The 23,489-nt window shown below is 63.3% G+C and carries 18 protein-coding genes; 11 read left to right on the forward strand and 7 right to left on the reverse strand.

The features are described 5' to 3' along the window. Positions 1 to 3 precede the first annotated feature (3 nt). From EOA16_RS07325 to EOA16_RS07340, 4 genes are all read right to left on the reverse strand, one after another. Positions 4 to 1,260, reverse strand: a complete 1,257-nt coding sequence (locus tag EOA16_RS07325) for an Hsp70 family protein (protein WP_127256733.1) — start codon at positions 1,258 to 1,260, stop codon at positions 4 to 6. Between the two features lie 273 nt (positions 1,261 to 1,533). Next, positions 1,534 to 2,325 (reverse strand): TIGR02186 family protein, encoded by a 792-nt coding sequence (locus EOA16_RS07330; protein ID WP_127256735.1) that lies wholly within the window; start codon positions 2,323 to 2,325, stop codon positions 1,534 to 1,536. Further along, positions 2,325 to 3,248, reverse strand: a complete 924-nt coding sequence (locus EOA16_RS07335) for a sulfite exporter TauE/SafE family protein (protein ID WP_023811359.1) — start codon at positions 3,246 to 3,248, stop codon at positions 2,325 to 2,327. Before EOA16_RS07335 ends, EOA16_RS07330 begins: the two co-directional genes overlap by 1 nt. Positions 3,249 to 3,440: 192 nt before the next feature. After that, positions 3,441 to 7,454, reverse strand: coding sequence for a peptidoglycan-binding protein (locus EOA16_RS07340; RefSeq protein ID WP_127256737.1), 4,014 nt, complete (start codon positions 7,452 to 7,454; stop codon positions 3,441 to 3,443). Positions 7,455 to 7,909: 455 nt separating this feature from the next. On the opposite strand from EOA16_RS07340, the gene EOA16_RS07345 reads away from it, so the two are divergent. From EOA16_RS07345 to EOA16_RS07375, 7 genes are all read left to right on the forward strand, one after another. Next, the gene (locus tag EOA16_RS07345) at positions 7,910 to 8,368 is read left to right on the forward strand and encodes a MerR family DNA-binding transcriptional regulator (RefSeq protein ID WP_127256963.1); all 459 of its coding nucleotides are present in this window, start codon (positions 7,910 to 7,912) and stop codon (positions 8,366 to 8,368) included. Positions 8,369 to 8,635: 267 nt separating this feature from the next. Next, positions 8,636 to 10,426: an acyl-CoA dehydrogenase gene (locus EOA16_RS07350; protein ID WP_127256739.1), complete on the forward strand. Its 1,791-nt coding sequence runs from the start codon at positions 8,636 to 8,638 to the stop codon at positions 10,424 to 10,426. Between the two features lie 121 nt (positions 10,427 to 10,547). Then, positions 10,548 to 11,717, forward strand: coding sequence for an acyl-CoA dehydrogenase family protein (locus EOA16_RS07355; RefSeq protein ID WP_127256741.1), 1,170 nt, complete (start codon positions 10,548 to 10,550; stop codon positions 11,715 to 11,717). 33 nt (positions 11,718 to 11,750) lie between these two features. Beyond that, positions 11,751 to 12,959, forward strand: a complete 1,209-nt coding sequence (locus tag EOA16_RS07360) for an acetyl-CoA C-acetyltransferase (protein ID WP_127256743.1) — start codon at positions 11,751 to 11,753, stop codon at positions 12,957 to 12,959. Between the two features lie 14 nt (positions 12,960 to 12,973). Continuing rightward, positions 12,974 to 15,193, forward strand: a complete 2,220-nt coding sequence (locus EOA16_RS07365; protein ID WP_127256745.1) for a 3-hydroxyacyl-CoA dehydrogenase NAD-binding domain-containing protein — start codon at positions 12,974 to 12,976, stop codon at positions 15,191 to 15,193. 82 nt (positions 15,194 to 15,275) lie between these two features. After that, positions 15,276 to 15,926 carry a helix-turn-helix transcriptional regulator gene (locus EOA16_RS07370; protein WP_127256747.1) on the forward strand — a complete coding sequence of 217 codons (651 nt, stop codon included), beginning with the start codon at positions 15,276 to 15,278 and terminating at the stop codon, positions 15,924 to 15,926. A gap of 9 nt (positions 15,927 to 15,935) precedes the next feature. After that, positions 15,936 to 16,781, forward strand: a complete 846-nt coding sequence (locus tag EOA16_RS07375; protein ID WP_348630312.1) for a thermonuclease family protein — start codon at positions 15,936 to 15,938, stop codon at positions 16,779 to 16,781. Here the strand turns inward: EOA16_RS07375 and EOA16_RS07380 are convergent. Then, a complete protein-coding gene (locus EOA16_RS07380; RefSeq protein WP_127256748.1) occupies positions 16,747 to 18,393 on the reverse strand; it encodes a lysine--tRNA ligase in 1,647 nt (548 codons plus the stop codon). The genes EOA16_RS07375 and EOA16_RS07380 overlap by 35 nt on opposite strands. Positions 18,394 to 18,562: 169 nt before the next feature. On the opposite strand from EOA16_RS07380, the gene EOA16_RS07385 reads away from it, so the two are divergent. Next, a complete protein-coding gene (locus EOA16_RS07385; RefSeq protein WP_127256750.1) occupies positions 18,563 to 18,970 on the forward strand; it encodes a tellurite resistance TerB family protein in 408 nt (135 codons plus the stop codon). Positions 18,971 to 19,031: 61 nt separating this feature from the next. On the opposite strand, the gene EOA16_RS07390 is transcribed toward EOA16_RS07385, so the two are convergent. Further along, the gene (locus EOA16_RS07390) at positions 19,032 to 19,880 is read right to left on the reverse strand and encodes a transporter substrate-binding domain-containing protein (protein ID WP_127256752.1); all 849 of its coding nucleotides are present in this window, start codon (positions 19,878 to 19,880) and stop codon (positions 19,032 to 19,034) included. A 249-nt stretch (positions 19,881 to 20,129) separates the two neighbouring features. Between EOA16_RS07390 and EOA16_RS07395 the strand changes: the two genes are divergently transcribed. The 3 genes from EOA16_RS07395 (at position 20,130) to EOA16_RS07405 (ending at position 22,360) form a co-directional block, all read left to right on the forward strand. Further along, a complete protein-coding gene (locus EOA16_RS07395) occupies positions 20,130 to 20,861 on the forward strand; it encodes a LuxR family transcriptional regulator (protein ID WP_127256754.1) in 732 nt (243 codons plus the stop codon). Positions 20,862 to 20,957: 96 nt separating this feature from the next. Beyond that, positions 20,958 to 21,596 (forward strand): acyl-homoserine-lactone synthase, encoded by a 639-nt coding sequence (locus EOA16_RS07400; protein WP_013533650.1) that lies wholly within the window; start codon positions 20,958 to 20,960, stop codon positions 21,594 to 21,596. 14 nt (positions 21,597 to 21,610) lie between these two features. Further along, positions 21,611 to 22,360, forward strand: a complete 750-nt coding sequence (locus EOA16_RS07405) for an enoyl-CoA hydratase-related protein (RefSeq protein WP_013533649.1) — start codon at positions 21,611 to 21,613, stop codon at positions 22,358 to 22,360. A 53-nt stretch (positions 22,361 to 22,413) separates the two neighbouring features. Here EOA16_RS07405 and ppk2 read toward each other — a convergent pair whose 3' ends face one another. Continuing rightward, positions 22,414 to 23,322: a polyphosphate kinase 2 gene (gene ppk2, locus EOA16_RS07410; RefSeq protein WP_127256755.1), complete on the reverse strand. Its 909-nt coding sequence runs from the start codon at positions 23,320 to 23,322 to the stop codon at positions 22,414 to 22,416. Between the last annotated feature and the right edge of the window lie 167 nt (positions 23,323 to 23,489).

The following is a 23,489-nucleotide window of genomic DNA, read 5'->3' on the forward strand; positions in this document are numbered from 1 at the left end:
GGGTTAGCCGAACTTGCGCTGCGCATCCAGCGCCAGACCAAGTCCGACCGAGCCGAACATGTCGCCTTCGATGACGGATGCCTGCGGCACCAGCGACAGGATTTCTCGCCTTGCCAGCGGGATCGCGGTCGATCCGCCGGTCAGGAACACCGCGGTGATGTCGGATGGCTTCACCTCAGCGTCGCGGATGGTCTGCGCCACCGTTGCGGTGACCCGCTCGATGTCCCTGGCAATCGTGGCATCCAGCCCGTTGCGCGTGATTTCGGCGGCGAACTCCGCACCCGGCAGCTTCACGGCTACATGGGCGGACGAGCCGTCGGTCAGCTCTATCTTGGCCTTCTCGACAAGTGCCGCCAGCGCGTGTCCGTAGCGGTGTTCGACGATGTGGATGAAACGGTCGACCAGGTCGGCGCGCTCGGCCTCGTAGCGGATCTGGCGCAGATGCGTCATCGCCCTGGCGGTGTAGACCAGATTGATGCGCTGCCACGTCGCGAGGTCGATGAAGTAGCTTGCCGGCAGATTGCGCTTGCCGTCCTTGGTTGGCGTCAAATAGCCGAGCTGCGGCATCACATGGGCGATGCTCAGCAGCCGGTCGAAATCCGTGCCGCCGATATGAATGCCCCGGCTGGCCAGGATATCGTCCTTGCGGTCGAGCGAACGGGAGCGCTGCGGTGAAACGCGCACGATCGAGAAGTCCGACGTGCCGCCGCCCATATCGATGATCAGCGCCAATTCCTCGCGTGTCACCTTCTGTTCATAGTCGAGCGCCGCCGCGATCGGCTCGAACTGGAAAGCGATGTGCTTGAAGCCTTGGGCGCGTGCTGCCTTTTCAAGTTCGCCCTGGGCGTTTGCATCTGCCTCAGGATCGTCGTCGACGAACTGTACCGGACGGCCGAGTACCACGGTCTCGACCAAGCCGCCGGCATCCTCCTCCAGCTTTTTGCGCAGATGCCCGAGGAACAGGCCGACGATTTCCATGAAGCCGATCGACCGCGATTTGATGCGGGTCTTTTCATGGGCCAGCGAACTGCCGAGCACGCTCTTCAGCGAACGCATCAGCCGGCCTTCGATGCTGTCGGTGTAGTTGGCGATGGCGTGGCGGCCAAAGCAGGTGCGGTTGTCCTCGAAGTTGAAGAACACGGCGCTGGGCAGCGTCACCTGGCCGTCCTCAAGCGCGACGAGGCGCGGCTGCCCGTTGCGGACCACGCCAACGGTGGAGTTCGAAGTGCCGAAGTCGATGCCGCCGAAGGCTGGTCGCATGACAAGTTCCTGTATTTGTCGTCGGCGAGCCGAGAGGCGCCATGAGAAATCGCGCGCTGCCCGGGGGACGGGCTGCTCTGCCGAACCGAATTGTTTGTGTCTGCCACTTGGCTGGGGAGCGCGGTCTACCGCATGCCCCGGTAAAGGGAAACCACCTTTCGGGAAAAGTTCTGAAGTGCGTCGCGTTTGAGCGGATTCACGCGACGCACTTCAGGTCTTCGATTCGATGCATGTCGTTCTCCCAAAACCGGGGCCACTTTTGGGCGACATGCATTAATCCCGCCGGAAGATCAGCCTTCCGAGCCAGCCTGTCAGCATGGCTAGCGATATCGCGAACACGCCATAGAGGAAGGAATAAGTGTGCGCGACACGGAAGATCGATTGCTCGAAACCGGATTTGCGGATTTCGAGCTGGGCCGAGCTTTCCTTGATGAACAGGCCGCTCTTGAACAGGAACGCGCGGGCTTTATGGGTTCCAACTGGCACATTTGGCGCCAGCCTCACTGTGGCGCGGAACAGGTTCTGCGACAGGAATTGCACGCCGCCGACATTCTCGCTGTAGAGGCCGGTCGCCGACTTGCGCTCCCGCAGTGCCGCCGTGAACTCCTGGATCGTCGCCGGGCTGTCGCCGGCATCGGCGGGCTGCATGTAGAGGTTGGAGGCGCCGAGCGACAGCTGCTTGTAGCTGTTGGGTTCGGTGATGTCCTGCAGCGGCCGCGTCGTCGCCACCGAATAGGAGACCGGCACGTTTTCGAAGGTCTCGGAGTCCAGGTTGACCCAGACGCCGAGCACCCTGTCCTTGCGGCGCACCACCACCGGTTTGGGCGGACCTTCGAGCACGACGATGATGTCGTAGCGGCCCTGGCGCGCGACGAGTGGATCCGGGTTTTCCAGCGAACCGAAAATGGTCAGGTCGGCCCCGGAAAAGCCGGCGGTGATCGAGACGTTGTCGGTGGAGAGCCCGATCTGGATGCCTTCGGTCAGCGGGACCTGTGCCTTCGCCGGCACGGCGGCCGCAAGCAGCGACAGGACAATGGCGGTTGCGAATGTGTTGCGAGCCCTCATCAGTTGAGGCCCGCGGCAGACAGCGAATAGAGGTTGGGCGGCGTGACGAAAAGATCGATCGCCAATCGTATAGCCACCGCCAGCACCAGCAGCGCCAGCAAGGCCCTGAGCTGCTCGCCGCGCAGCCTCTGGCCTGCCTTGGCGCCGTACTGCGCGCCGGCGACGCCGCCCGCCATCAGCAGGAAGGCCAGCACGACATCGACCGTCTGGTTGGTGGTGGCGTGGACCAGCGTCGTATAGGCGGAGGTGAAGATGATCTGGAACAGCGAGGTGCCGATGACGACGTTGGTCGGCACTTTCAGCAGATAGATCAGTGCCGGCACCATGATGAAGCCGCCGCCGACGCCCATGATCGACGACAGGAAGCCGATGCCGGCGCCAAGGCCAAGTACGGGGATGACGCTGACAAACAGTTTTGACGCCCTGAAGCGCATCTTCAGCGGCAAGCGGTGGATCCAGTTGTGCTGGCCGGATTTCTTCAGCACCGGCGCCGCACCGCTGCGCGTGGCGCGCAGCGCATTGACGCTTTCGACCAGCATCAGCCCGCCGACGGTGCCGAGCAGCACGACGTAGAGCAATGAGATAAACAGATCGAGCTGGCCGAGCCTGCGCAGGAAGGCGAAGACGTAGATGCCGCCGGTGGAACCGACAATGCCGCCAGCCAGCAACACCCCGCCGAGCTTGAAGTCGAGCGTCCCGCGCTTCATGTGCGAAAGGACGCCTGAGACGGAGGAGGCAATGACCTGGTTGGCGCCGGTGGCGACAGCGATCGCCGGGGGGATGTTGTAGAAGATCAAGAGTGGCGTGATGAGGAAGCCGCCGCCGACGCCGAACATGCCCGACAGGAAACCCACCGCCGCGCCCATGGCCAGCAGGACGAAGATATTGACGGAAATTTCCGCGATCGGGAGATAGATGCCCACCCGTCAGTCTCGATCAGTTCTGCCTGTCGGCGAATGCAACCGTTGCGGGCATCTTGGACCGACAAGCCAATTCGTTCTTGCGCCGGAGGTGCTGCGAAGTCAAACCGCGCTACGCCGCCGAAACAAAAAACATCTCAATCAGTTAACAGGCGAATGTGTGGCAAGGGCGTCGTGGAAACGACGCCTCTGCCGTTATTTGCGTGCCAGCAGCGCCTTGACCAGTTCTTCGTCGACTTCGCCGGTCGCCGGCATCTTGTTGTCGGTCTGGAAAGCCATGATCGCGGTCTTCGTCTTCTGGCCCATCTTGCCGTCGGCGCCGCCGGCGTCGTAGCCGTTCTTGTTGAGAATGCGCTGGATGTTCTGGACGGCTTTCTTCATGTCGATGCTGGCGGTCGTCTGCGGTGTGCCGTCCTGCCAGGACTCGGGAATGTCGGCCGAATTGGCTGCTGCATCCAGCGGCTTGGCCTTCCACAGCTCAGTCGCGGCGCGGGCGCGTTCGAGCTGCTCGGGCCGCAGCGCATTGGCGATCTCGTCACGCTTGGCCGCCGCATCCTTGTCGCCGGTCTTGGCGACGAGCGCGAACCATTTGTAGGATTCCTCGAGGTTCTGCTTCATGCCGACGCCCTTGGCGGCGAGGATGCCGAGGTTGAACTGGCTGTCCTTGACGCCGACGTCGGCCGCCGCCTGGAACCAGTGCGCGGCCGATTCATTGTCGGTCACGCCGTCTGCCGCCATGGCGAACAGGACGGCCAGATTGTGCATGCCGCTGGCGTTGCCCTGTGCTGCGGAAAGCTGGTACCAGGTCTTCGCTTTCTTGATGTCGCGCGCGACGCCGATGCCCTTTTCGTAGAAATTTCCGATGCGGTATTCGGCCGGCGCGAAGCCGAGTTCGGCCGATTTCTCGTACCATTTGGCCGCTGCCGCCATGTCTTCCTTGACGCCGCGCGACTCGGCATAGCGCGAGCCGATTTCAAACAGCGCCTTGGCGTCGCCGCCGGCGGCGGCATCGCGCAAGGCGGCCGGGCCGGCATCAGCGGGAATGTCGAACTTTGCCGTCGTTGCCGGCGAAGCGTCCACCGGCGGAACCGCGCCCGTGGTGTCCTTGGCAGTGGCCGGCTCTGCCGCCATAGGCTGGATGCCGGTGTCGGTATCGGCAGCTTCCGCGGCGACCGGAACGGTCGAGGCCGGCGCAGCCGAGGCTGTCGTCGTCTCGGACACCGCTGGGTTCGCATCGGCCGATGTGGCCAAGGCGACGGGGGCGGGAACCGGTTCTGCGGTCGGCGCGGCCCCCATCGACTGCTCGGCGCCTGGCGGCGTGGCAATCATGCTTTGCGCGGCCACGTCGTCCTTGGTTGCCGCTGCGGACGGCTCGGCCTGTCTGACGGCATGGTCCGGCGCGCTTTCCACTGCCGCGGGCTGCGCGTCCGTCCTTGGCTGGCTCGCGGCATCGAGCGAGGCGGTCTGCACCGGCTGCGACGCGACGATCGGCACGACATCGTTGCTCGCCACCTGGGCCGGATCGGCGAAGAAGGCCTTGCCCAGTTGGAGTGCGCCCAGCGCCAGCAGGATCGCGGTTGTCCCCATCAGGATCGGCTTGCGCCGTGCCTTGAGCAGGTCGCCGATCCGCAGCGCCTTCACTGGTCCAGTCACCGTCGACTGCCGCTTCAGCGCCTCGGCCTCGGCGGCCGCGGCCTGCGCCGCACGCCGGGCCGCGGCGATGAAATCCGATTTCGCCGCGTCGGTGTCGCTGGGCTTGGCCGGCTGGCCGCGCTCGTCACGCACGCGCTTCATGATGGCATTGAGGTCGGGTGCGCCGGAGCCGGGCTCCAGTGGCCGGTTGGCCATTTTCGGATCGAGCGGCTCGTCGAGATCGACGCTCGGTACTGGGGCACTCGGCGCCGAGCCGGCCAGCGGCGGAATGTCCGCCTCCTTCTTGCCCTTGAAGGCGCGGGCCAGGCCGCCGAACAACGATTTGCGGCCGCCGGCCTGTTCGCCTTTCTCGGCGATCGTGTCCGAGCCGAGAGCAGCCATGGCCGCGGCCGCTGCGGCTTCGGCGGGCGTGCGCGTTCCCATACCCAGGCCACCCAGGTCGCTGCGAGCACCCGGCTCATTGCGCAGGATGGCGGCGGCGCGGCCATCGAGATCGGCCATGTCCCCAGTCAATGGCAGGGGCTGATCGATATCCATCGACGGTGCGTCGACAGCCATCTTGGGTCGCCGTGCGCCGCGCCAGTTGCTCGGCTCGACCGGTGCCGCATCCAGTAGTTCGCTCATCGCCTCGACCGGCTCGCCGGGTTCGAGCGAACCCAGCCGGTCGACGATCTTGAGCAACGTGTCGTGGATGGCCTCGAACGTTCTCGAATTGCGCTCGTCGGAGCGCCGCGTCAGCGTTTCAAGCGTCTTCAAATCCTGGGCGAGGCCGGAAACCGCGGTCGTATTGGCGCTCGAACCGGCCAGCGATTGCACTGCGTTCTCGGCCGCTTCGCGCGCCGCGCCAAGGATGGAATCGCGGGTTCCTGCGAGCGACTTTTCAATTTCGTTGAGACGCGGGCTGATGTCCTCGAATTCCGGCAGCGGGGTGCTGGGCTTGGAAAGATGAGCGGACAGGCCGGCAACCTGCGCCTCCAGGCTGCGGATCAGCGCCGGATCGATGCCGGCGACCTGTGCGGCCGACGCGTCCAGCCGGCTTGAAATGTCTTCGAGCCGGCTCTCCAGGCCGCGGATCGCGGCTTCGCCCGCAGGATCGGGTACACGCGTTTCCATACGTTTGGCGAGCGCTGTAAAGCGGGCATCGATGGCTTCCATGATGCCGGCGCTGTCGACCTGCGGCATGCGCTGGTCGAGCCTGTCGGCAACCTCGTCCAGTCTGCGCTCGAGATCGCGGAACAGCATGTTGCCCTGTTCGATGGCGTCACCCTGGCGGCGTTCCATCATGCTCGACAGCACGTCGAAGCGCTGCTCCAGCCCATGGAAGATGTAGTCGGCGTCAGGCATGGCGGGTGCCTGGTCGATCTTGTCGGCGATGAGTGCGATCTGCTTGGCAAGGCGCTCCATCGCCTGCTCCGGCAGATTGGCGCGGCCGGCGAGTTCGTCGACCCGGCCCGACAGCGTGCTCAACCGGTCCATGACCGCGTTGCCTGGACGATCCTGCGCCACTTCCTCGATCTGTCGGGCAAGCGAGTCGATCCGCTTCTCGATGCGCTCGAAAGCCTCGTGGTCGAATGAATTGGCTTGCGCGGCGACCGTGGATGCAACGATGGCGCGGGAAATCTCGTCCAGCCGCTCGTCGATCATGCCAAGCGTGTCGCTGCCGCGATTGTCTTGCTGGCTGGCGAAATGGTCGACAGCGCCGGCAAGCGTGCGCACCTTCTCTTCCAGCGAGCGCAGCGACAACGATTCCGGCAAATTGTTGACGGCATTGCTGATTTGCTCCAGCCGGGCGGTGAGAGCAGACAGGCCCGGGTCGTCCGAGCGCTTGCGCTGGTCGGCGTCGACGCGGTCTTCGAACGCCGTCCAGCGGCGATCGAAATCGTCCCAGCGGCGGTCGACCTTCTGCACGCTCTCTTCGCGTGCCAGCGTTTCGAGTGCGGCTTTGACCTGTTCGAGCTCGAGCCGCAGCATGTTGACGCTTCTGTCGTCGCTCTTCTCGGCCAGGGTCTGGATGGCGCCCGAAAGCCGCTCGAACTCAAGGCCGAGTTCAGCGCTGCCCTTGGCCGACGCACCGGGCCTTGCGCCTGACTGGAAAGCCCGCTCGATGTCCTTGCGCAGCGCTTCGAATTCCCGCTGCAAACCTGCGGTCATCTGGTGGCGCAATTCCTCGCGCATGCCGCGCAATTCGCCGGCGATCTTGCCGACCATGGCAACGCCGTCCTCCTGGCCGCGCACGCGATCGATATCGCGGGCAATGGCCTGGTAATTCTGCTCGAAAGTGGCGGCTCCCTGCATCGGGCTCTTCGGACGCGGCGCGGGCTGCGGGTCCTCATACCAGCGCTGCTGGCCAGAGGGCCGGGCTGTGGGATAGCGCGCATCGGCACCATATTGACGGGGATCGGGTTGGCGGATTTCGCGTGCCATCGGATCCTCGCGCGTCCGCTCCAGCCGCTGCTCCAGTGTCTCCAGCGACTGGTTCAACTGCTCGAGCGTGGTCTGCGGCCTGCGCTGCCTGCCGGCATTGAGTGTATCGAGATAGGACCGCTTGCTGTTCATCGGTGCGTCCGTCTTTCAGAATGGCTGGCTCGCGGCCAGCTCCCCCAGGTCCCTATCGGAACGAAGGCGACCGGCGGCGATGCCGCGGCGGAAGACGAGCTTCCCGGGCTCTCGCCCGCGCTCCGAAAAACCGTGAAAAATTCGATACAGGATAAACACGGGTAGCCGACGCGCCCACATTTCCCCCAACGTGGTAAACAACGCGTTAACCAAACTTAAGAAATTGAAAGGATGTTGGCTGCTGGTCTGACGGTGCGGCATAAAGGGCGGCGCGCAGAACGTCCTTGCGTCATCATGCGGCAATCGGTATAGAATTGACGTAAACGTAAAAGGCGCATTGAGCGCATGTTTGCGATTTGTTTGTTGAAACCACGACTGGAAGCAGGCCCCCGCTTCCAGTCAGGCGACGCATGGTCCGGGACCGCGACGCCACCAGACGGGGAAAGCCAGTGACCATGAAGCTTATCTCGGCCGGCGAGACCGCGGCCAATACCAATATGTCTGTCGAAGCCGGCGAGGACCTCGTCCGCATCGGCGAGATGGCGAAGAAATATGGAGTGACGCTGCGCACGCTGCGTTTCTACGAAGACAAGGGCCTGCTCAACCCGCAGCGCGACGGTTCGACCCGTCTCTACACGCGCCGCGACAAGGCCCGCCTCAAGCTGATCCTGCTTGGCCGCAAGGTTGGATTCTCGCTGCGCGATGTCAAGCAGATGATGGATCTCTACGATCCGACCGGTTCAAACACCAAGCAGCTCAAGCTCGCGCTGGACAAGTCGGAAAAACAGCTTGCCCGCCTGCAGAAGCAACGGGCGCTTATCGACGACGCCATCAACGAGCTGAGCGGCTCGATGTCGGCGGTGCGCCAGATGCTGAGCGAGCGTTCAGCCCCGCAGGCGAGCGCGGCTAACTAAGTCATCTGCCAATTGTCTGACGATCAAAGCGGCGTGGCCCTGCCGCGCGGCTTTTCGTTGTCTTGGCCCCACCCAAACCGGCTTTCGGCGCTGGCTTGCGCAACGCTACGCTCATTGCTCCAGTGGGCGGGGAATCTTGTCGCATCGAAAAAATTGACGTTTACGCAAACGTCAATTTTTGCTATCCCGCTCCCAATATGGGTCCGCATGCCGCCCCTGGCTTGTCTTCGGGGCATTCGGACCGGGTTTGCAGGGTGGAGAAAAAGCATGCCGACATACAGGGCTCCGGTCCAGGATACGCTGTTCGTGCTCAACGAGGTTTTGGGTTATCAGCGTTATTCGAACCTTCCCGGATTTGCCGACGCCACGCCCGATGTGCTCGAGGCGATCCTCGCCGAAGGCGCCAAGCTCGCCGAAAACGTCATGCATCCGCTGAACCGTGTCGGCGACATGGAAGGCTGTGTGCGTCACGACGATGGCTCGGTGACCACGCCGAAAGGCTTCAAGGAGGCCTTCGACCAGTACCGCGAGGGCGGCTGGATGGGATTGGCCGCACCCGTCGAGTTCGGCGGCCAGGGCCTGCCCTATGCCGTGCACACCGCCGTCGCCGAATATATGGTCTCGGCCAACATGTCCTTGATGATGTATCCGGGCCTGACGCAGGGTGCGATCGCCGCGATCATCACCCACGGCACCGACGAGCAGAAGGCGACATGGTTGCCGAGGATGATCGAGGGTGCCTGGACCGGCACCATGAACCTGACCGAGCCGCATTGCGGCACCGATCTCGGCCTGCTGCGGACCAAGGCGGTTCCGAACGGCGATGGCACCTACAAGATTTCAGGCCAGAAGATCTTTATCTCGGCCGGCGAACACGACATGTCGGACAACATCGTCCATCTGGTGCTGGCCCGCATCGAGGGTGCGCCGGAAGGCGTCAAGGGCATCTCGCTGTTCATCGTGCCGAAGCTCAAGCTCGACCCGTCGGGCAATCCAGGCGCCAGGAACACCGTCTCCTGCGGCTCGATCGAGGAGAAGATGGGCATCCACGGCAATTCGACCTGCGTCATGAACTATGACGAGGCCGAAGGCATGCTGCTCGGCGAGGCCAATGGCGGCCTGAAGGCGATGTTCACGATGATGAACGAGGCGCGCCTTGGCGTCGGCCTGCAGGGGCTGTCGCTGTCGGAGATCGCCTATCAGAACGCCGTCGCCTACGCCAAGGACCGCTTGCAGGGCCGCTCCTTGTCGGGGCCGAAGGCGCCGGACAAGAAGGCCGACCCGATCATCGTCCATCCCGACATCCGCCGCAGCCTGATGACCATGAAAGCCTTCAACGAGGCCGGCCGCGCGCTGGCGCTGTGGACGGCGATCAAGTCCGATATTGCCCACCGCTCCGGCGACGACAAGGACCGCCAGGCCGCCGACGATTACACCGGCCTGATGACACCGGTGGTCAAGGGCGTGCTCACCGACAAGGGGTTCGACCACGCCGTCATGGCGCAGCAGGTGTTCGGCGGTCACGGTTATATTGAAGAGCACGGCATGAGCCAGTTCGTGCGCGATGCCCGCATCGCCATGATCTATGAAGGCGCCAACGGCATCCAGGCGCTCGACCTCGTCGGCCGCAAGCTTGGTTTGCATGGCGGCCGCGCCGTGCAGGCCTTCTTCAAGGAAGTCGGCGAGTTCTGCGAGGAGAACCGCTCCGACGATAAGATGGCGCCGTTCACCAAGGCTCTGAAGAAAGGCCTCAACGATTTGCAGGCGGCGACCATGTGGCTGGTGCAGAACGGCATGGCCAAGCCCGACAATGCCGGTGCGGCCTCGACCGACTACATGCATCTCTTCGGCCTGGTTGCTCTGGGCTATATGTGGGCGCAGATGGCCAAGGTGGCACTTGGCAAGACTGACGCCAATGGCGCGCAATCTTTCTACGACAACAAGGTCGTGACGGGGCGCTTCTTCATGGAGCGGATCATGCCGGAGACATCGGCGCATCTCGCCCGCATTTCGAGCGGCGCCGACACATTGATGGCACTGCCGGCGGAAGCGTTCTAAAGATGATCGGCGTCCCCCTCCCCGTCGAGGGGAGGGTGGCCCGAAGGGCCCGGGAGGGGTCGTTGCGGCAGTGCACCGACTTCATTTCGATGATGCATTTCGGGAGGAGTATCATACCAGCATGACCAACCCAGCTGAAATCCTTGGCCTTCCGAAGCCTGCCTGGGCGGCGGATGAGGTCGGCATGCTCTACGACATGGCGCACCGCTTCATGTCGGAGGAGATCGCGCCGCGCTACGACGAGTTCGAGAAGAACGAGATGGTCGATCGCGAGAGCTGGCTGAAGGCAGGTTCCGCCGGCCTGCTCTGCGCCTCTATGCCGGAGGAATATGGCGGCTCCGGCGGCACCTTCGCGCATGAGAGCGCCATCATCGAGGCCATCGGCCATGTCGGCGTCGACGGGTTCGGCATCGGCCTGCACAATTCGATCGTCGCGCCTTACATCCTCCACTACGGCTCCGAGGAGCAAAAGAAGAAATGGCTGCCGAAACTGGCGACCGGCGAGCTGATCGGCGCCATCGCCATGACCGAGCCCGGCGCCGGCTCCGACCTGCAGGGCGTCAAGACGCGGGCGCAGAAGGATGGCAACCAGTACAAGATCAATGGTTCCAAGACCTTCATAACCAACGGCCAGCTTGCGAACTTCATCATCGTCGTCACCAAGACCGATCCGGAGAAGGGCGCCAAGGGCACCTCGCTGATCGTCGTCGAGACCGACGAGGTCGAAGGTTTTCAGCGCGGCCGCAACCTCGACAAGATCGGGCTCAAGGCCAACGACACGTCGGAGCTGTTCTTCAACGACATGCGCGTGCCGACCTCCAACCTGCTCGGCCACGAGGAAGGGCAGGGCTTCGTCCAGTTGATGCAGCAACTGCCGCAGGAGCGACTGCAGATCGGCACCGGCGCCATTGCGATGATCGAGCGGGCGCTGGCGCTGACTATTGGTTACGTCAAGGAGCGCAAGGCGTTCGGCAAGGCGATCATCGATTTCCAGAACACCCAGTTCAAGCTGGCCGAACTCAAGACCGAGGCCACCATCGGCCGCGTCTTCTACAATGATTGCGTCACCCGCCACATCGCGGGCGGCCTCGATCCTGTGACCGCGTCGATGGCCAAGTACTGGCTCTCAGACCTGCAGGGAAAAGTCGTCGACGAATGCCTTCAACTGCATGGCGGCTATGGCTATATGAATGAATACCCGATCGCCCGCATGTTCCGCGACGCTCGCGTCCAGCGCATCTACGGCGGCACTAACGAGATCATGAAATTGCTGATCGGCCGCTCTCTCTGAGGGCGACGAACGGCAAACCCAAGGAGCAAGCAAATGGCTGAAGCTTATGTCTATGACGCTGTGCGCACACCGCGCGGCAAGGGCAAGAAGGATGGCTCGCTGCACGAAGTGCCGGCGGTGCGGCTTGCCGCCAAGACGCTTGAAGCGCTGCGCGACCGCAATGGGCTCGATACCGGCACTGTCGACGACATCATCTTCGGCTGCGTCGATCCGGTCGGCGAAGCCGGCTCGGTCATTCCGCGCGCCGCCGCCTTCGAAGCAGGCTACGACACCAGGGCGCCCGGCATGCAGATCTCACGCTTCTGCGCTTCCGGGCTCGACGCCATCAATTTCGGTGCCGCCAAGATCGCGCAGGGCGCCGATGAGATCGTCATTGCCGGCGGCGTCGAGTCGATGTCGCGCGTCGGCATGGGCGCCTCCGGCGGCGCCTGGTTCATGGACCCTTCGGTCGGCCTGCCCGGCTGGTTCGTGCCGCAAGGCATCTCGGCCGACCTGATCGCCACCAAATACGGCTTCTCCCGAGACGACGTCGACGCCTACGCGGTCGAGAGCCAGAAGCGCGCCGCCAAATCCTGGGCCGATGGCCGCTTCAAGAAGTCCGTCATCCCGATCAAGGACCAGAACGGCCTGACCATCCTCGACCATGACGAGCATATGCGCCCGTCGACCGACATGCAGTCGCTGGCATCGCTCAACCCGTCCTTCGTCATGCCTGGCGAAATGGGCGGCTTCGACGCGGTTGCCGTGCAGAAGCATCCCGAAGTGGAAGAGGTCAACCACGTCCATCATGCCGGCAATTCGTCCGGCATCGTCGATGGCGCCGCAGCCGTGCTGCTCGGTTCGAAGAAGGCCGGGAAATCCATGGGCATCAAACCCCGCGCGCGCATCCGCACCTTCGCCAACATTGGCTCCGAGCCGGTGCTGATGCTGACCGGCCCGGTCGACGTCACCGAGAAGCTGTTGAAGCGCGCCAAGATGAAGCTCTCGGACATCGACCTGTTCGAGCTCAACGAAGCCTTCGCTTCGGTGGTGCTGCGCTACATGCAGGCTTTCGACATCGATCACGACAAGATCAACGTCAACGGCGGTGCCATCGCCATGGGCCATCCGCTCGGCGCCACCGGCGCGATGATCTTCGGCACGGTGCTGGACGAACTCGAGCGCCGCGATCTCAACACCGCTCTGGTGACGCTGTGCATCGGCGCCGGCATGGGCACCGCAACCATCATCGAACGCGTCTGACGGGGAGAGAAACGATGAGCTACACCAATTTCACCCTCGACATCGACGCCGACGGCATTGCGCTGGTCACCTGGGACATGCCTGGCCGCTCGATGAACGTCTTCACCGAAGAGGCGATGCGGGAATTGAACGCCATTGTCGACAAGGTGGCTGGTGACGCCGCAATCAAGGGCGCCGTGATCACCTCCGGCAAGGACACCTTCTCCGGCGGTGCCGACATCACCCTGCTGCAGAAGATGCTGACGACCTTCGCCGCGGAAAAGGGCAAGGACGCCGAAAAGGCGACCAAGGCGCTGTTCGACAATGCCGGCATGATGACCGGCCTGTTTCGCAAGCTGGAAACTTGCGGCAAGCCGTGGGTGTCGGCGATCAACGGCACCTGCATGGGCGGCGCCTTCGAATTGTCGCTAGCCTGCCACGGCCGTGTCGCCGCCGATAGCGACAAGGTGAAGATGGCGCTTCCCGAAGTGAAGATCGGCATCTTCCCGGGCGCCGGCGGCACCCAGCGCGTGCCGCGGCTGACCGATCAGCAGCAGGCCCTGCAGATGCTGACTTCCGGCCAGACGCTGTCGCCGCAGAAGGCCAAGTCGATGGGCCTGATCCACGAGATCGCCGAGCCGGCCAAACTGGTCGAGACCGCCAAGGCGATGATCAGGAACGGCCTGAAAGCCATCCAGCCATGGGACGAGAAGGGTTTCAAGCTGCCCGGCGGCCAGATTTATTCGCCTGCCGGCTTCAATCTGTGGCCGCCGGCCATCGCCATCCTGCGCCGCGAGACCTACGGCAACTATCCGGCCGCCGCGGCGATCCTCAAATGCGTCTATGAAGGCCTGCTGATGCCGTTCGACACCGGGCTCCGGATCGAACAGCGCTATTTCACCGAGATCATGCAGACCAGGGAAGCGGCGGCGATGATCCGCTCGCTGTTCGTGTCGCTGCAGGAACTGAACAAGGGCGCGCGCCGCCCGGCCGGCGTGCCCGAAACCAAATTCAGGAAGATCGGCATTCTCGGCGCCGGCTTCATGGGCGCCGGCATAGCTTATGTCACTGCCAAGGCCGGCATTCCAGTGGTGCTGCTCGACCGTGATCTGGAGTCGGCCGCCAAGGGCAAGGCGCATTCCGACAACCTGATCTCGGATCAGGTCAAGAAGGGCCGCGCCAAGCCGGAGGACAAGGACAAACTGCTGTCGCTGATCACGCCGACGGCGGACTATGCCGACCTTGCCGGCTGCGATCTGGTGGTCGAGGCGGTGTTCGAGGATTCGGGCGTCAAGAAGAGCGCCACCGAACAGGCGGAGGCCGTGTTGAAGCCATCGGCGATCTTCGCGTCGAACACTTCCACCATCCCGATCTCGTCGCTGGCCAAGAATTCGGCGCGGCCGAAGAATTTCATCGGCATCCATTTCTTCTCGCCGGTCGACAAGATGATGCTGGTCGAGATCATCCTGGGCAAGAAGACCGGCGACAAGGCGCTGGCCACCGCGATCGACTTCGTTCGCGCCATCAAGAAGACGCCGATCGTCGTCAACGACACGCGCGGCTTCTACGTCAACCGCTGCGTGCTGCGCTACATGTCGGAAGCCTACAAGATGCTGATCGAAGGCGTTCCCGCGCCGATGATCGAGAATGCGGCGAAGGCCGCCGGCATGCCGGTCGGCCCCCTGGCGCTGACCGACGAGACGGCCATCGACCTTGCCCAGAAGATCATGAAGCAGACCACCAGGGATTTGGGCGACAAGGCAGTCGATCCCAAGCAGATGGCGCTGATCGACACCATGGTGGACGACCACGGCCGCTTCGGCCGCAAGAACGGCAAGGGTTTTTATGATTACCCGGCAAAGCCCGCCAAGAAGAAGTTGTGGCCGGGCCTCAGGGAGCTCTATCCGCAGCTTGCACCCGAGAAGGTCGATTATGAGGAGTTGCAGCAGCGGCTGCTGGCCACCATCGCGCTGGAAGCGGCGCGGGTGATGGAAGAAGGCATCGTCACCGACCCGCGCGAGGCCGATGTCGGCTCGATCCTCGCTTTCGGCTTCGCTCCCTACACCGGCGGTGCGCTGTCCTACATCGACGGCATCGGCGCCAAGGCGTTCGTCAAGATCGCCAGGAACCTGCAGAAGAAATACGGCGCCGAGTTCAAGGCGCCCAAGCTGCTGCTCGATATGGCCGACAAGGATGAGAGTTTCTACCAGCGCTTCGATCCCTATGCGAAAGGCGAGGCCAGGAAAGCGGCGTGAGTAGGCCTTGCACTGTGGACAAGATGGTGGTCCGGGGTTAGAACGGGGAAGGTATTTTTTCCTGTTCGAAGGGGAGCGACACATGCTCTCGCATGACCGTGTCTGGGCCGCCATCGATGCTCTTGCCGAGCGCTATTCGCTTTCGGCATCGGGGCTGGCCAAGCGTGCCGGGCTCGATTCCACCGCCTTCAACAAGTCGAAGCGCCTGTCGTCGGATGGCCGACCGCGCTGGCCCTCGACCGAATCACTGGCCAAGATCATCGAGGCGACGGGCGCTTCGCTCGATGAATTCACCGGTTTGATTGAAGGTCGGGCCGGGGCCAGCCATGCCGCCTCGATTGCCCGCCGAAGCTCAGTGCCGCTGCTCGGCTTTGCCCAGGCCGGCGCCGGCGGCTTCTTCGACGATGCCGGCTTTCCAGCCGGGCAGGGCTGGGATCTGGTCGAACTGCCGGCGCAATCGACCGAGAGTTCCTATGCTTTGCAGGTGCAGGGCGATTCCATGCTGCCGCTCTACCGCAATGGCGACGTCCTTATCGTCGAACCGGGCGCCGTCACCCGCAAGGGCGATCGCGTCGTCGTCAAGACCACATCAGGCGAGGTGATGGCCAAGGTGCTCGAGCGCCAGACCGTCAGGTCGATTGCGCTGGTCTCGCTCAATCCCGATCATCCCGACCGCGATATTCCCATGCGCGATGTCGAATGGGTGGCGCGGATTGTCTGGGCAAGCCAATAGGTCAAGCTGGTGCGGCTTCTCCATCATGCGCTGGCGGTTCTGATGGTCCCTGTGATGGCGGCCATCGTCGTCGCCGGCGGTCGCACGTTGAAAGGAAGTGAAAGCGTCATTACGGTGGACCAGCTTGATCCGGGCGCCGATGCGATGGCGCAGCAGGCTGCCGGGACGTCGCCCGAGGAGCCGGCCACCTCAGCCATAGCCGCTCCACAGCCACCGAAGCCGCATTCAAGGGCGATCGATCCTGAAATCGTCGCGCCGCCGGAACTGCCCGCCGACGGACTTGAACGGGTCGAGCCGCGTGAGCCGCTGAGCAAGCTCGCGCTGGCTGTGCCGCCCAAGCCGAAAATGCCTGACGATTGGAACGGCACAAAGCTGTTCCAGCCGGTCGCGCCGGCCGCCGGCCTGATCGAGGCGAAGGGCTATTCGGTCGCGGTTTCCGGCATCGACATCGTCAGCCAGGACGAGACCTGCAGCGAGGACGGCAAGTCCTGGCCGTGCGGCGTCCGGGCGCGGACGGCGTTCCGCGCCTTCCTGCGCGGCCGCGCGGTGGTCTGCACGGTGCCGCCGCAGGGTGGCCGCGACCTGATCGCCGCCGAGTGCCGGATCGGCAAGCAGGATGTCGGTCAGTGGCTGGTCGAAAATGGCTGGGCGCGCGCCGCCAAGGGCGGCCCCTATATCGAGGCCGGCGACAAGGCGCGCACGGCGAAGAAGGGCATTTTCGGATCGGCGCCCGATCTGTCCGGCATGCCGGCGATGCCGGCCGCGCCGCGCCCGGCGCCTCAGGCGCCGGGTTCGATCCTGGAAGAGGTCGACGGCGTGCTCAAGCCAGCTGACCAGCCAGAGCCCGCTCAATGAGCGCACGCGTCTCGGCAACGCCATAGAGTGCTGCGAACGAGCCGAAGCGCGGGCCGCGCTCCTGGCCGATCAGCACCTGGTAGATCATCTGGAAGAAGGCGCCCGATACGCCGGGGCCGCCTTCCGGGCTCTGCTTGGAATGATCCTGGTAGCGCTCGATCCTGCGCGCGACGTTGAGCGAGGCGTTCTGGATCGCTTCGCCGCTGGCGTCCGCCGGCAGCGCGCCAAGTGCTTCGTCGAGGGCTGCCAGCGCCTCGCGCTCGACCTCGTCGGCAGGCCGGAAGGTTTTCGTCGGCTTCACGAAATCGTCGAAATAGCGGATCGCATGGCCGACCAGCCGGTCGAGCTCGGGATGCGTCGCCGGCGTCACACCTTGCGTATGACGTGAAATGAACCCCCACAGCACATCCTTGTTCTGCGCGTTGGAAGCGCTGACCAGATTGAGCAGCAGAGAGAACGGCACCGGCATGTCGATCGCGGGCGGGTTGCCGTCATGCATATGCCAGACCGGATTGCCCAGCCGTTCCTTCCAGTCCTGGCGGGGATAGGCGGCCAGGAACGTATAGTATTCGTCCACGGCCCGCGGGATGACGTCGAAATACAGCTTCTTGGCCTGCCGCGGCCGTTGGTACATGTAGAGCCCGAGGCTTTCGGTCGGCGCATAGGTCAGCCACTCGTCGATGGTCAGCCCGTTGCCCTTCGACTTCGAGATCTTCTGGCCGTTCTCGTCGAGGAACAGTTCGTAGACGAAATGCTCCGGCGCTCGTCCGCCCAGAATGTTGCAGATGCGGTCGTAGACCACCGCATTGGTCTGGTGGTCCTTGCCGAACATCTCGAAATCGACCCCAAGCGCTGCCCAGCGCATGCCGAAATCCGGCTTCCACTGCAGCTTCACGCGGCCGCCGGTGATCGAAAGCGTGGTCTCGGTGCCCTCGTCGTCGAAGGTGATGGTGCCGGCCTTGGCGTCGACATGCTTCATCGGCACGTAAAGCACCCGGCCGCTCTTCGGCGAGATCGGCAGGAACGGGCTGTAGGTCGCCTGCCGCTCGGGCCCGAGCGTCGGCAGCATCACCGCCATGATCTGGTCATAGCGTTCGGCGGCGCGCTTGAGCATCGCGTCGAAACGGCCGGTCTTGTAGTATTGCGTCGCGCTGGCAAACTCGTAGTCGAAGCCGAACGTGTCGAGGAAGCGGCAAAGCATCGCGTTGTTGTGGTCGGCGAAGCTCGCATAGGCGCCGCCGAAGGGGTTGGGGACCGACGACAGCGGCTTGTGCAGATGCGGCTCGAGTGCTGCGCGATCCGGCACGCTGTCGGGTATCTTGCGCATGCCGTCCATATCGTCGGAGAAGCACAGCAGCTTGGTCGCGACCTTGTCCTGCGTCAGGACGCGGAAGGCATGGCGCACCATCGACGTGCGTGCCACCTCGCCGAACGTCCCGATATGCGGCAGGCCGGACGGTCCGTAGCCGGTCTCGAACAGGACTGTTTGCGGAAAATCGGTGCCTTTGTAGCGTTCGATGATCTTTTTGGCTTCCTCGAACGGCCACGCCTTGCTCTCGGTCGCGGCCGCCAGCAGCTCGGGATTGAGATCGATGATGTTTGATCCCGCCATGTCACAGTTTTCCAAATCATTCGTCGGCCCATACGAAGGCGGGCCGCAGCAAGGGTTTTTCAACCGGTCTCTAGGCGTGCAGCGCCGGAGCGTCAACGCGCGCGGCGCTTTTTCCTTGCGGCGCGGATGAGGCGTTCCTACTTTCGAAGCTCGGTTCAAGGAGAAAAAATTGCCGACGCCTCATGAAGCCCTGATCTATCTGATGGTCATCACCTCGGCCTCCGATCGCGACATGACCGATGTCGAACTGGCGCGGATCGGCGACGTCGTCCGCTCATGGCCGGTGTTCGAGGACTTCAACCACGACAGGCTTGTCGGCGTCGCCCAGGACTGCCAGAAGCGCCTGCACGAAAAGGATGGGCTGGAGGGCGTGCTGGCTGAAGTCGCCGAGGTCTTGCCTCAGCGGCTGCGCGACACCGCCTATGCCGCCGCCTTCGAGGTCGCCGCCGTCGACCTCGAAATGCGCATGGAAGAGGTGCGGGTGCTGCAGCTCATCCGGCGGCAGCTCGATCTCGACACGCTGACGGTTGCTGCCATCGGCCGCGCGGCCAAGGCGCGGCTGCGCACGCTGACCTGAAAGTCCTTGGCCGGGCGCTGTTGAGATGCAGCTCAGGCCGGCAAAGTTGACCGGAACCGGATCAGAAAAAGCTGACCGGGAAATAGCGCAGATAAAATTCGGCGAACGTGCCTTTCATCGAAATTTCCTGCAACGCGTAATCGATCGCGGCGGCCAGCGCCGGATTGTCCGCTTTGGTGGCGATGGCCATGCCAGTGCCCAGATATTCGGGCGCCAGATAGGGCCCGCCGGCAAAGCGGCAGCAGCCCGCCGCATCCGAGCCGCCCAGCCAGAAAGCCAGGCGCATGCCGTCGCCGAAGGCGGCGTCGACCTTGCCGGCCTTGAGATCGGCATAGAGGTCTTCCGGCCTGTCGAAAGGGATGACCTGAACCGTGTTGAAATAGTCGCGCAGCATGCGTTCATGCGCCGAGCCTGATATCACGCCGACACGCTTGCTGTGCAATTTGTCAAAGACCGGCTCGGTCAGCGCCTTGCTCTTCGGCATGATGAAGCGCGCCGGAAACTGCAGATAGGAGCGCGAGAAGGCGTAGGTCGCGCGCGATTCCGGTGTTGCGGCGATGCCGGCGATGACCGCCTCGCCTTCGCCTTTCCGCAGTGCGCCTTCCAGCTCGGCCCAGGGCAGGGCCTGGATCTGGCATTTTTCGACAATGCCGAGTTCGGCGCAGATGGCGCGCGCCAGATCAATGTGGAAGCCGGACAGCTTTCCCGAGCCGTCGAGGAAATTGAACGGCGGGAAATCCGTGGTGGTCAGGAATCTCAGCCGGGGCAGCGCCGAAAGGTCTGGCTTGGGCAGCCGCTCCTTGGCGTCCCACAGCACCGGAACCTGAGGCGGCGCGGCGCGCGCACCGTCGGCGAACGACAGCAACCCGATCAGCATCGCAAGGGCGAAGGACCTCCACCGGAACGCCAAGATAAAACTCCGCCACAGTCGTGCTCGCACCGGTTTTGGTACGAAAATGGTACAGGCACAATGGTTTTTGATTTCAACCCGCCGATTTCAGGATATGATTTAGCCGGTTTGCAAATCAGCTTCGGTCGCCTCGGTGAGAGGGAGCCACAAAATAAGTATGCGATTTGCAATCCGTGGTCGGTGGCGAAGTGTAAATCAGGCACGCATCATTGGCCGCAATGCACGAGGCAACATGGGGTTGATGTTGCGATGGGTCAGTTCGATCGCACGCTGGAATACATAGACCAACTGCAGCACGCCGCAACGGCGGCGGCGGTCTGCGAAAGGCTGCTGGGCATAACATCGGATTTCGGTCTCACCGCACTGATGGCGGGAACCGTCCCGCAGCCAGGCACGCCGGCCGGCCAGCAAAAGCAGCATGTGCTTCTCTGCGATTGGCCTGGCGAGTGGCTGGAGCGCTATGTCGCGCGCAACTATGTCGACCATGACCCGGTCGTCAGCCACATGAAACAATTGCAGGCGCCCTTCCAGTGGCACGAGGCGTCGCAGGGTATCCGCATAGACAAGAGCAGTGGCGAGGTGATGGGCGATGCCGGCGCCTTCAAGCTGCGCGATGGGTTGGCCTTTCCGTTGATCACGCTCGACGGCCAGATCGTCATGGTGTCGTTGGGCGGCGAGGCCGTGGAATTGTCCGCAGCCGAATTCGGCCAGGTGTCGCTGGTGTCGACCTACGCGGTTGGCCGCGCCATGCAACTCCACACCATGGCGAACAGGACCATCGATCAGATCGTGCTGACGCCGCGCGAGCGCGAATGCCTGCAATGGGCCGCCGTCGGCAAGTCCGAATGGGAGATTTCACAAATCCTCGGCATTTCCGAACACACATCGGAGAAACATCTTCTTAACGCCAAAAGCAAACTAGGTGCCGTCAACAGGGTGCAGGCCGTCGCGGAAGCGATACGGCGCGGCTACATTAGTTAGGTCGGCCGTGCCGACCTAGAATTTTTGCCTACGCGATCACGCAATTTTCTCATCAAAGCACGGCCGTATCTTCCTCTGAACGCAGGAGACGGCGGAATGCTTTTTTCCCTTACAACCCAGGAATTGATGGAACGTCCCGACCTTTGGGAGGCCGTCCATCGTTTGCGCTACAAGATATTCGTCGAAGAGATGGGGTGGGATGACCTCAGGCGCCCCGACGGGCTCGAACTCGACCAGTTCGATCATGACGAGGCGGTTCATCAGATCGTCATCAGGGGCGGTGAAGTGGCGGGTTATCAGAGGATGTTGCCGACAACGCGGCCACATCTGCTGACCGAGGTCTTGACCGATCTTTCCGAAGGAACGCCGCCATCGGGTCCAAACATCTGGGAATTGACCCGCTACGCGGTGGCTCCCGGTTTTCGTGATGGCCGTCGGGGCGTTTCGACCGTCGGCACCGAACTGATTGCCGGTTTCGTCGAGTGGGGGCTGAAGCGCGGGGTCGACAAGGTGATCATCGAGTTCGAGCCGATGTGGGTGTTGCGCGCCTTGCAACTGCATTTCCTGGCGACCCCGCTGGGCTATCAGCGCACCTATGGCAACCAGCAGGTCGTCGCCACCTTGCTGACCTTCAACGAGCACACGCTCGATGTGGTGCGGTCGCGCCGCAATCACTTTGCTCCCGTGCTGGCCAGGGGATATCCCGACATGCTCGGACAAAGGCGTGCGTCATGAGATCGGAGACAGTCATGAGCACACACCCGCAACCTGAACTTCGCAACCACACGCTGGTGGTCACCGTGTCGTCGAGTGACGGCCGGCCGGTGCTGGACAGGAGAGCCTATGAAAGCCTGGCAAGGACCTTCCATGAAGCCGCCGACAATGAGGAGGTTCGCGTCGTCGTGCTGCGCGGCCTGGCAGGCTGTTTCTGTCTGGGCGGCGACTTCTCCGAATTCCTCGACGCCACCAAGCACCAGAAACTGATTGCCGCCGTCACCGACCTGTTCCGCACGCTGGCGACGTTTCCAAAGCCCATCCTTGCCTGCGTCGATGGCGATGCCGTCGGTGTCGGCTGCACCATCCTGTTCCATTGCGACATGGTGATCGCGTCCGATGAGAGCACGTTCAGGGTGCCGTTCGTCGATTTCGGCCTGGTGCCGGATGCGGCGACCAGCATCCTGGCGCCGCAGAAGCTCGGCTACGCCGGTGCCTTCCGCTTCTTCTGCCTCGGCGACACGCTTCGCGCCGAAGATGCCAGGGCGCTCGGCCTGGTCGCGGAGATCGTGCCGGGAGGCACCGTCGAGGAGGCGGCCCTCGGTCGGGCGAGGCAGCTCGTCAAGAAGCCGGTCGCCGCCTTGCTGCAGACGCGCGGCCTGCTGAAAGGGAACACCGAGGCCCTCTGCGACCGCATCGATCAGGAGATTTCGCTTTTCCAGCAGGCGCTGCAGGACGACACCACGCTGCGGCGATTGCAGCGCATCGCCCGGCTCGCGGCCTGAGCGAAAGCATCAAGGAACGCGCCGCGCGGCCTTGGCCGCGCGGCGCGGAAGCGTCAATCCTGCTTGCCGAGGAATGACGGCCCTTCGCCGATGATCTTCTTGTCTTCCTTGCCGATGATTTCGAGATCGCGCCCCTCATAGGGCAGAGACGACAGGATGCGCCGCATGACCGCCAGCCGCGCGCGCCGCTTGTCATTGGCCCGTACGATGATCCACGGCGCGAATTCCTTGTGGGTGCGCTCGAACATCGTGTCGCGCACCTTGGTGTAGTCGTCCCACTTGGTGATGCCTGCAACATCGATGGGCGAAAACTTCCAGCTCTTCAGCGGGCTGTAGCGGCGGTCGTGAAAGCGCTCGAGCTGGGTTTCCCGGCCAATGTTCAGCCAGAATTTGAAGAAGTGGATCCCCTCATTGGAGATCATCCGCTCGAAATGCGGCGTCTCCTCGAGAAACTGCTCGTGCTGCTGCGGCGTGCAGAAACCCATCACCGGCTCGACGCCGGCGCGGTTGTACCAGGAGCGGTCGAAGGTGACGAATTCCCCTGAAGTCGGGAAGTGGTCGACATAGCGCTGGTAGTACCATTGCCCAAGCTCGGTCGGGGTCGGCTTGGTCAGCGCCACGTTGCGTGCCGTGCGCGGATTGAGGTATTGGCGCACCACGAAGATCGTGCCGCCCTTGCCGGCAGCATCGCGGCCCTCGAACAGCGCCATCACCCGTTTGCCGGTCGACTGCAGCCAGGCCTGCGCTTTGACCAGCTCGATCTGCAATTTCTCGAGCGTCTCGTCATACTCGTCGCTTTTCATCTTCTTGTCGTAGGGATAGCCGCCGGCGGTCAGCTTGTTGTCCTCGACCCAGTCGGGAAGCACGGGATTTTCGATGTCGAACTCCCGCTCCTTGCCGCCGATCCTGATCGTCAGCGGCCCCGAAGTTGGCGCGGCGGGACTTTCCTTGGCTTTTTTCATCGAGACGAACCCTTTCCAGCTTCCGGACTCATGCTATGGGGAGCCACTATGGCGCCGCGCGTCCGTTTGGACGCGTAAAGGACGCTGTAGCACTTTTGATTTGCGCATGATCCTTTCCGAAAATCGATTCCCGATTTTCGGGGCATGCGGCAAGCGGTCCAGTGGAA

It is taken from the genome of Mesorhizobium sp. M7A.F.Ca.US.008.03.1.1 (assembly GCF_003997495.1).
Classification (GTDB): domain Bacteria; phylum Pseudomonadota; class Alphaproteobacteria; order Rhizobiales; family Rhizobiaceae; genus Mesorhizobium.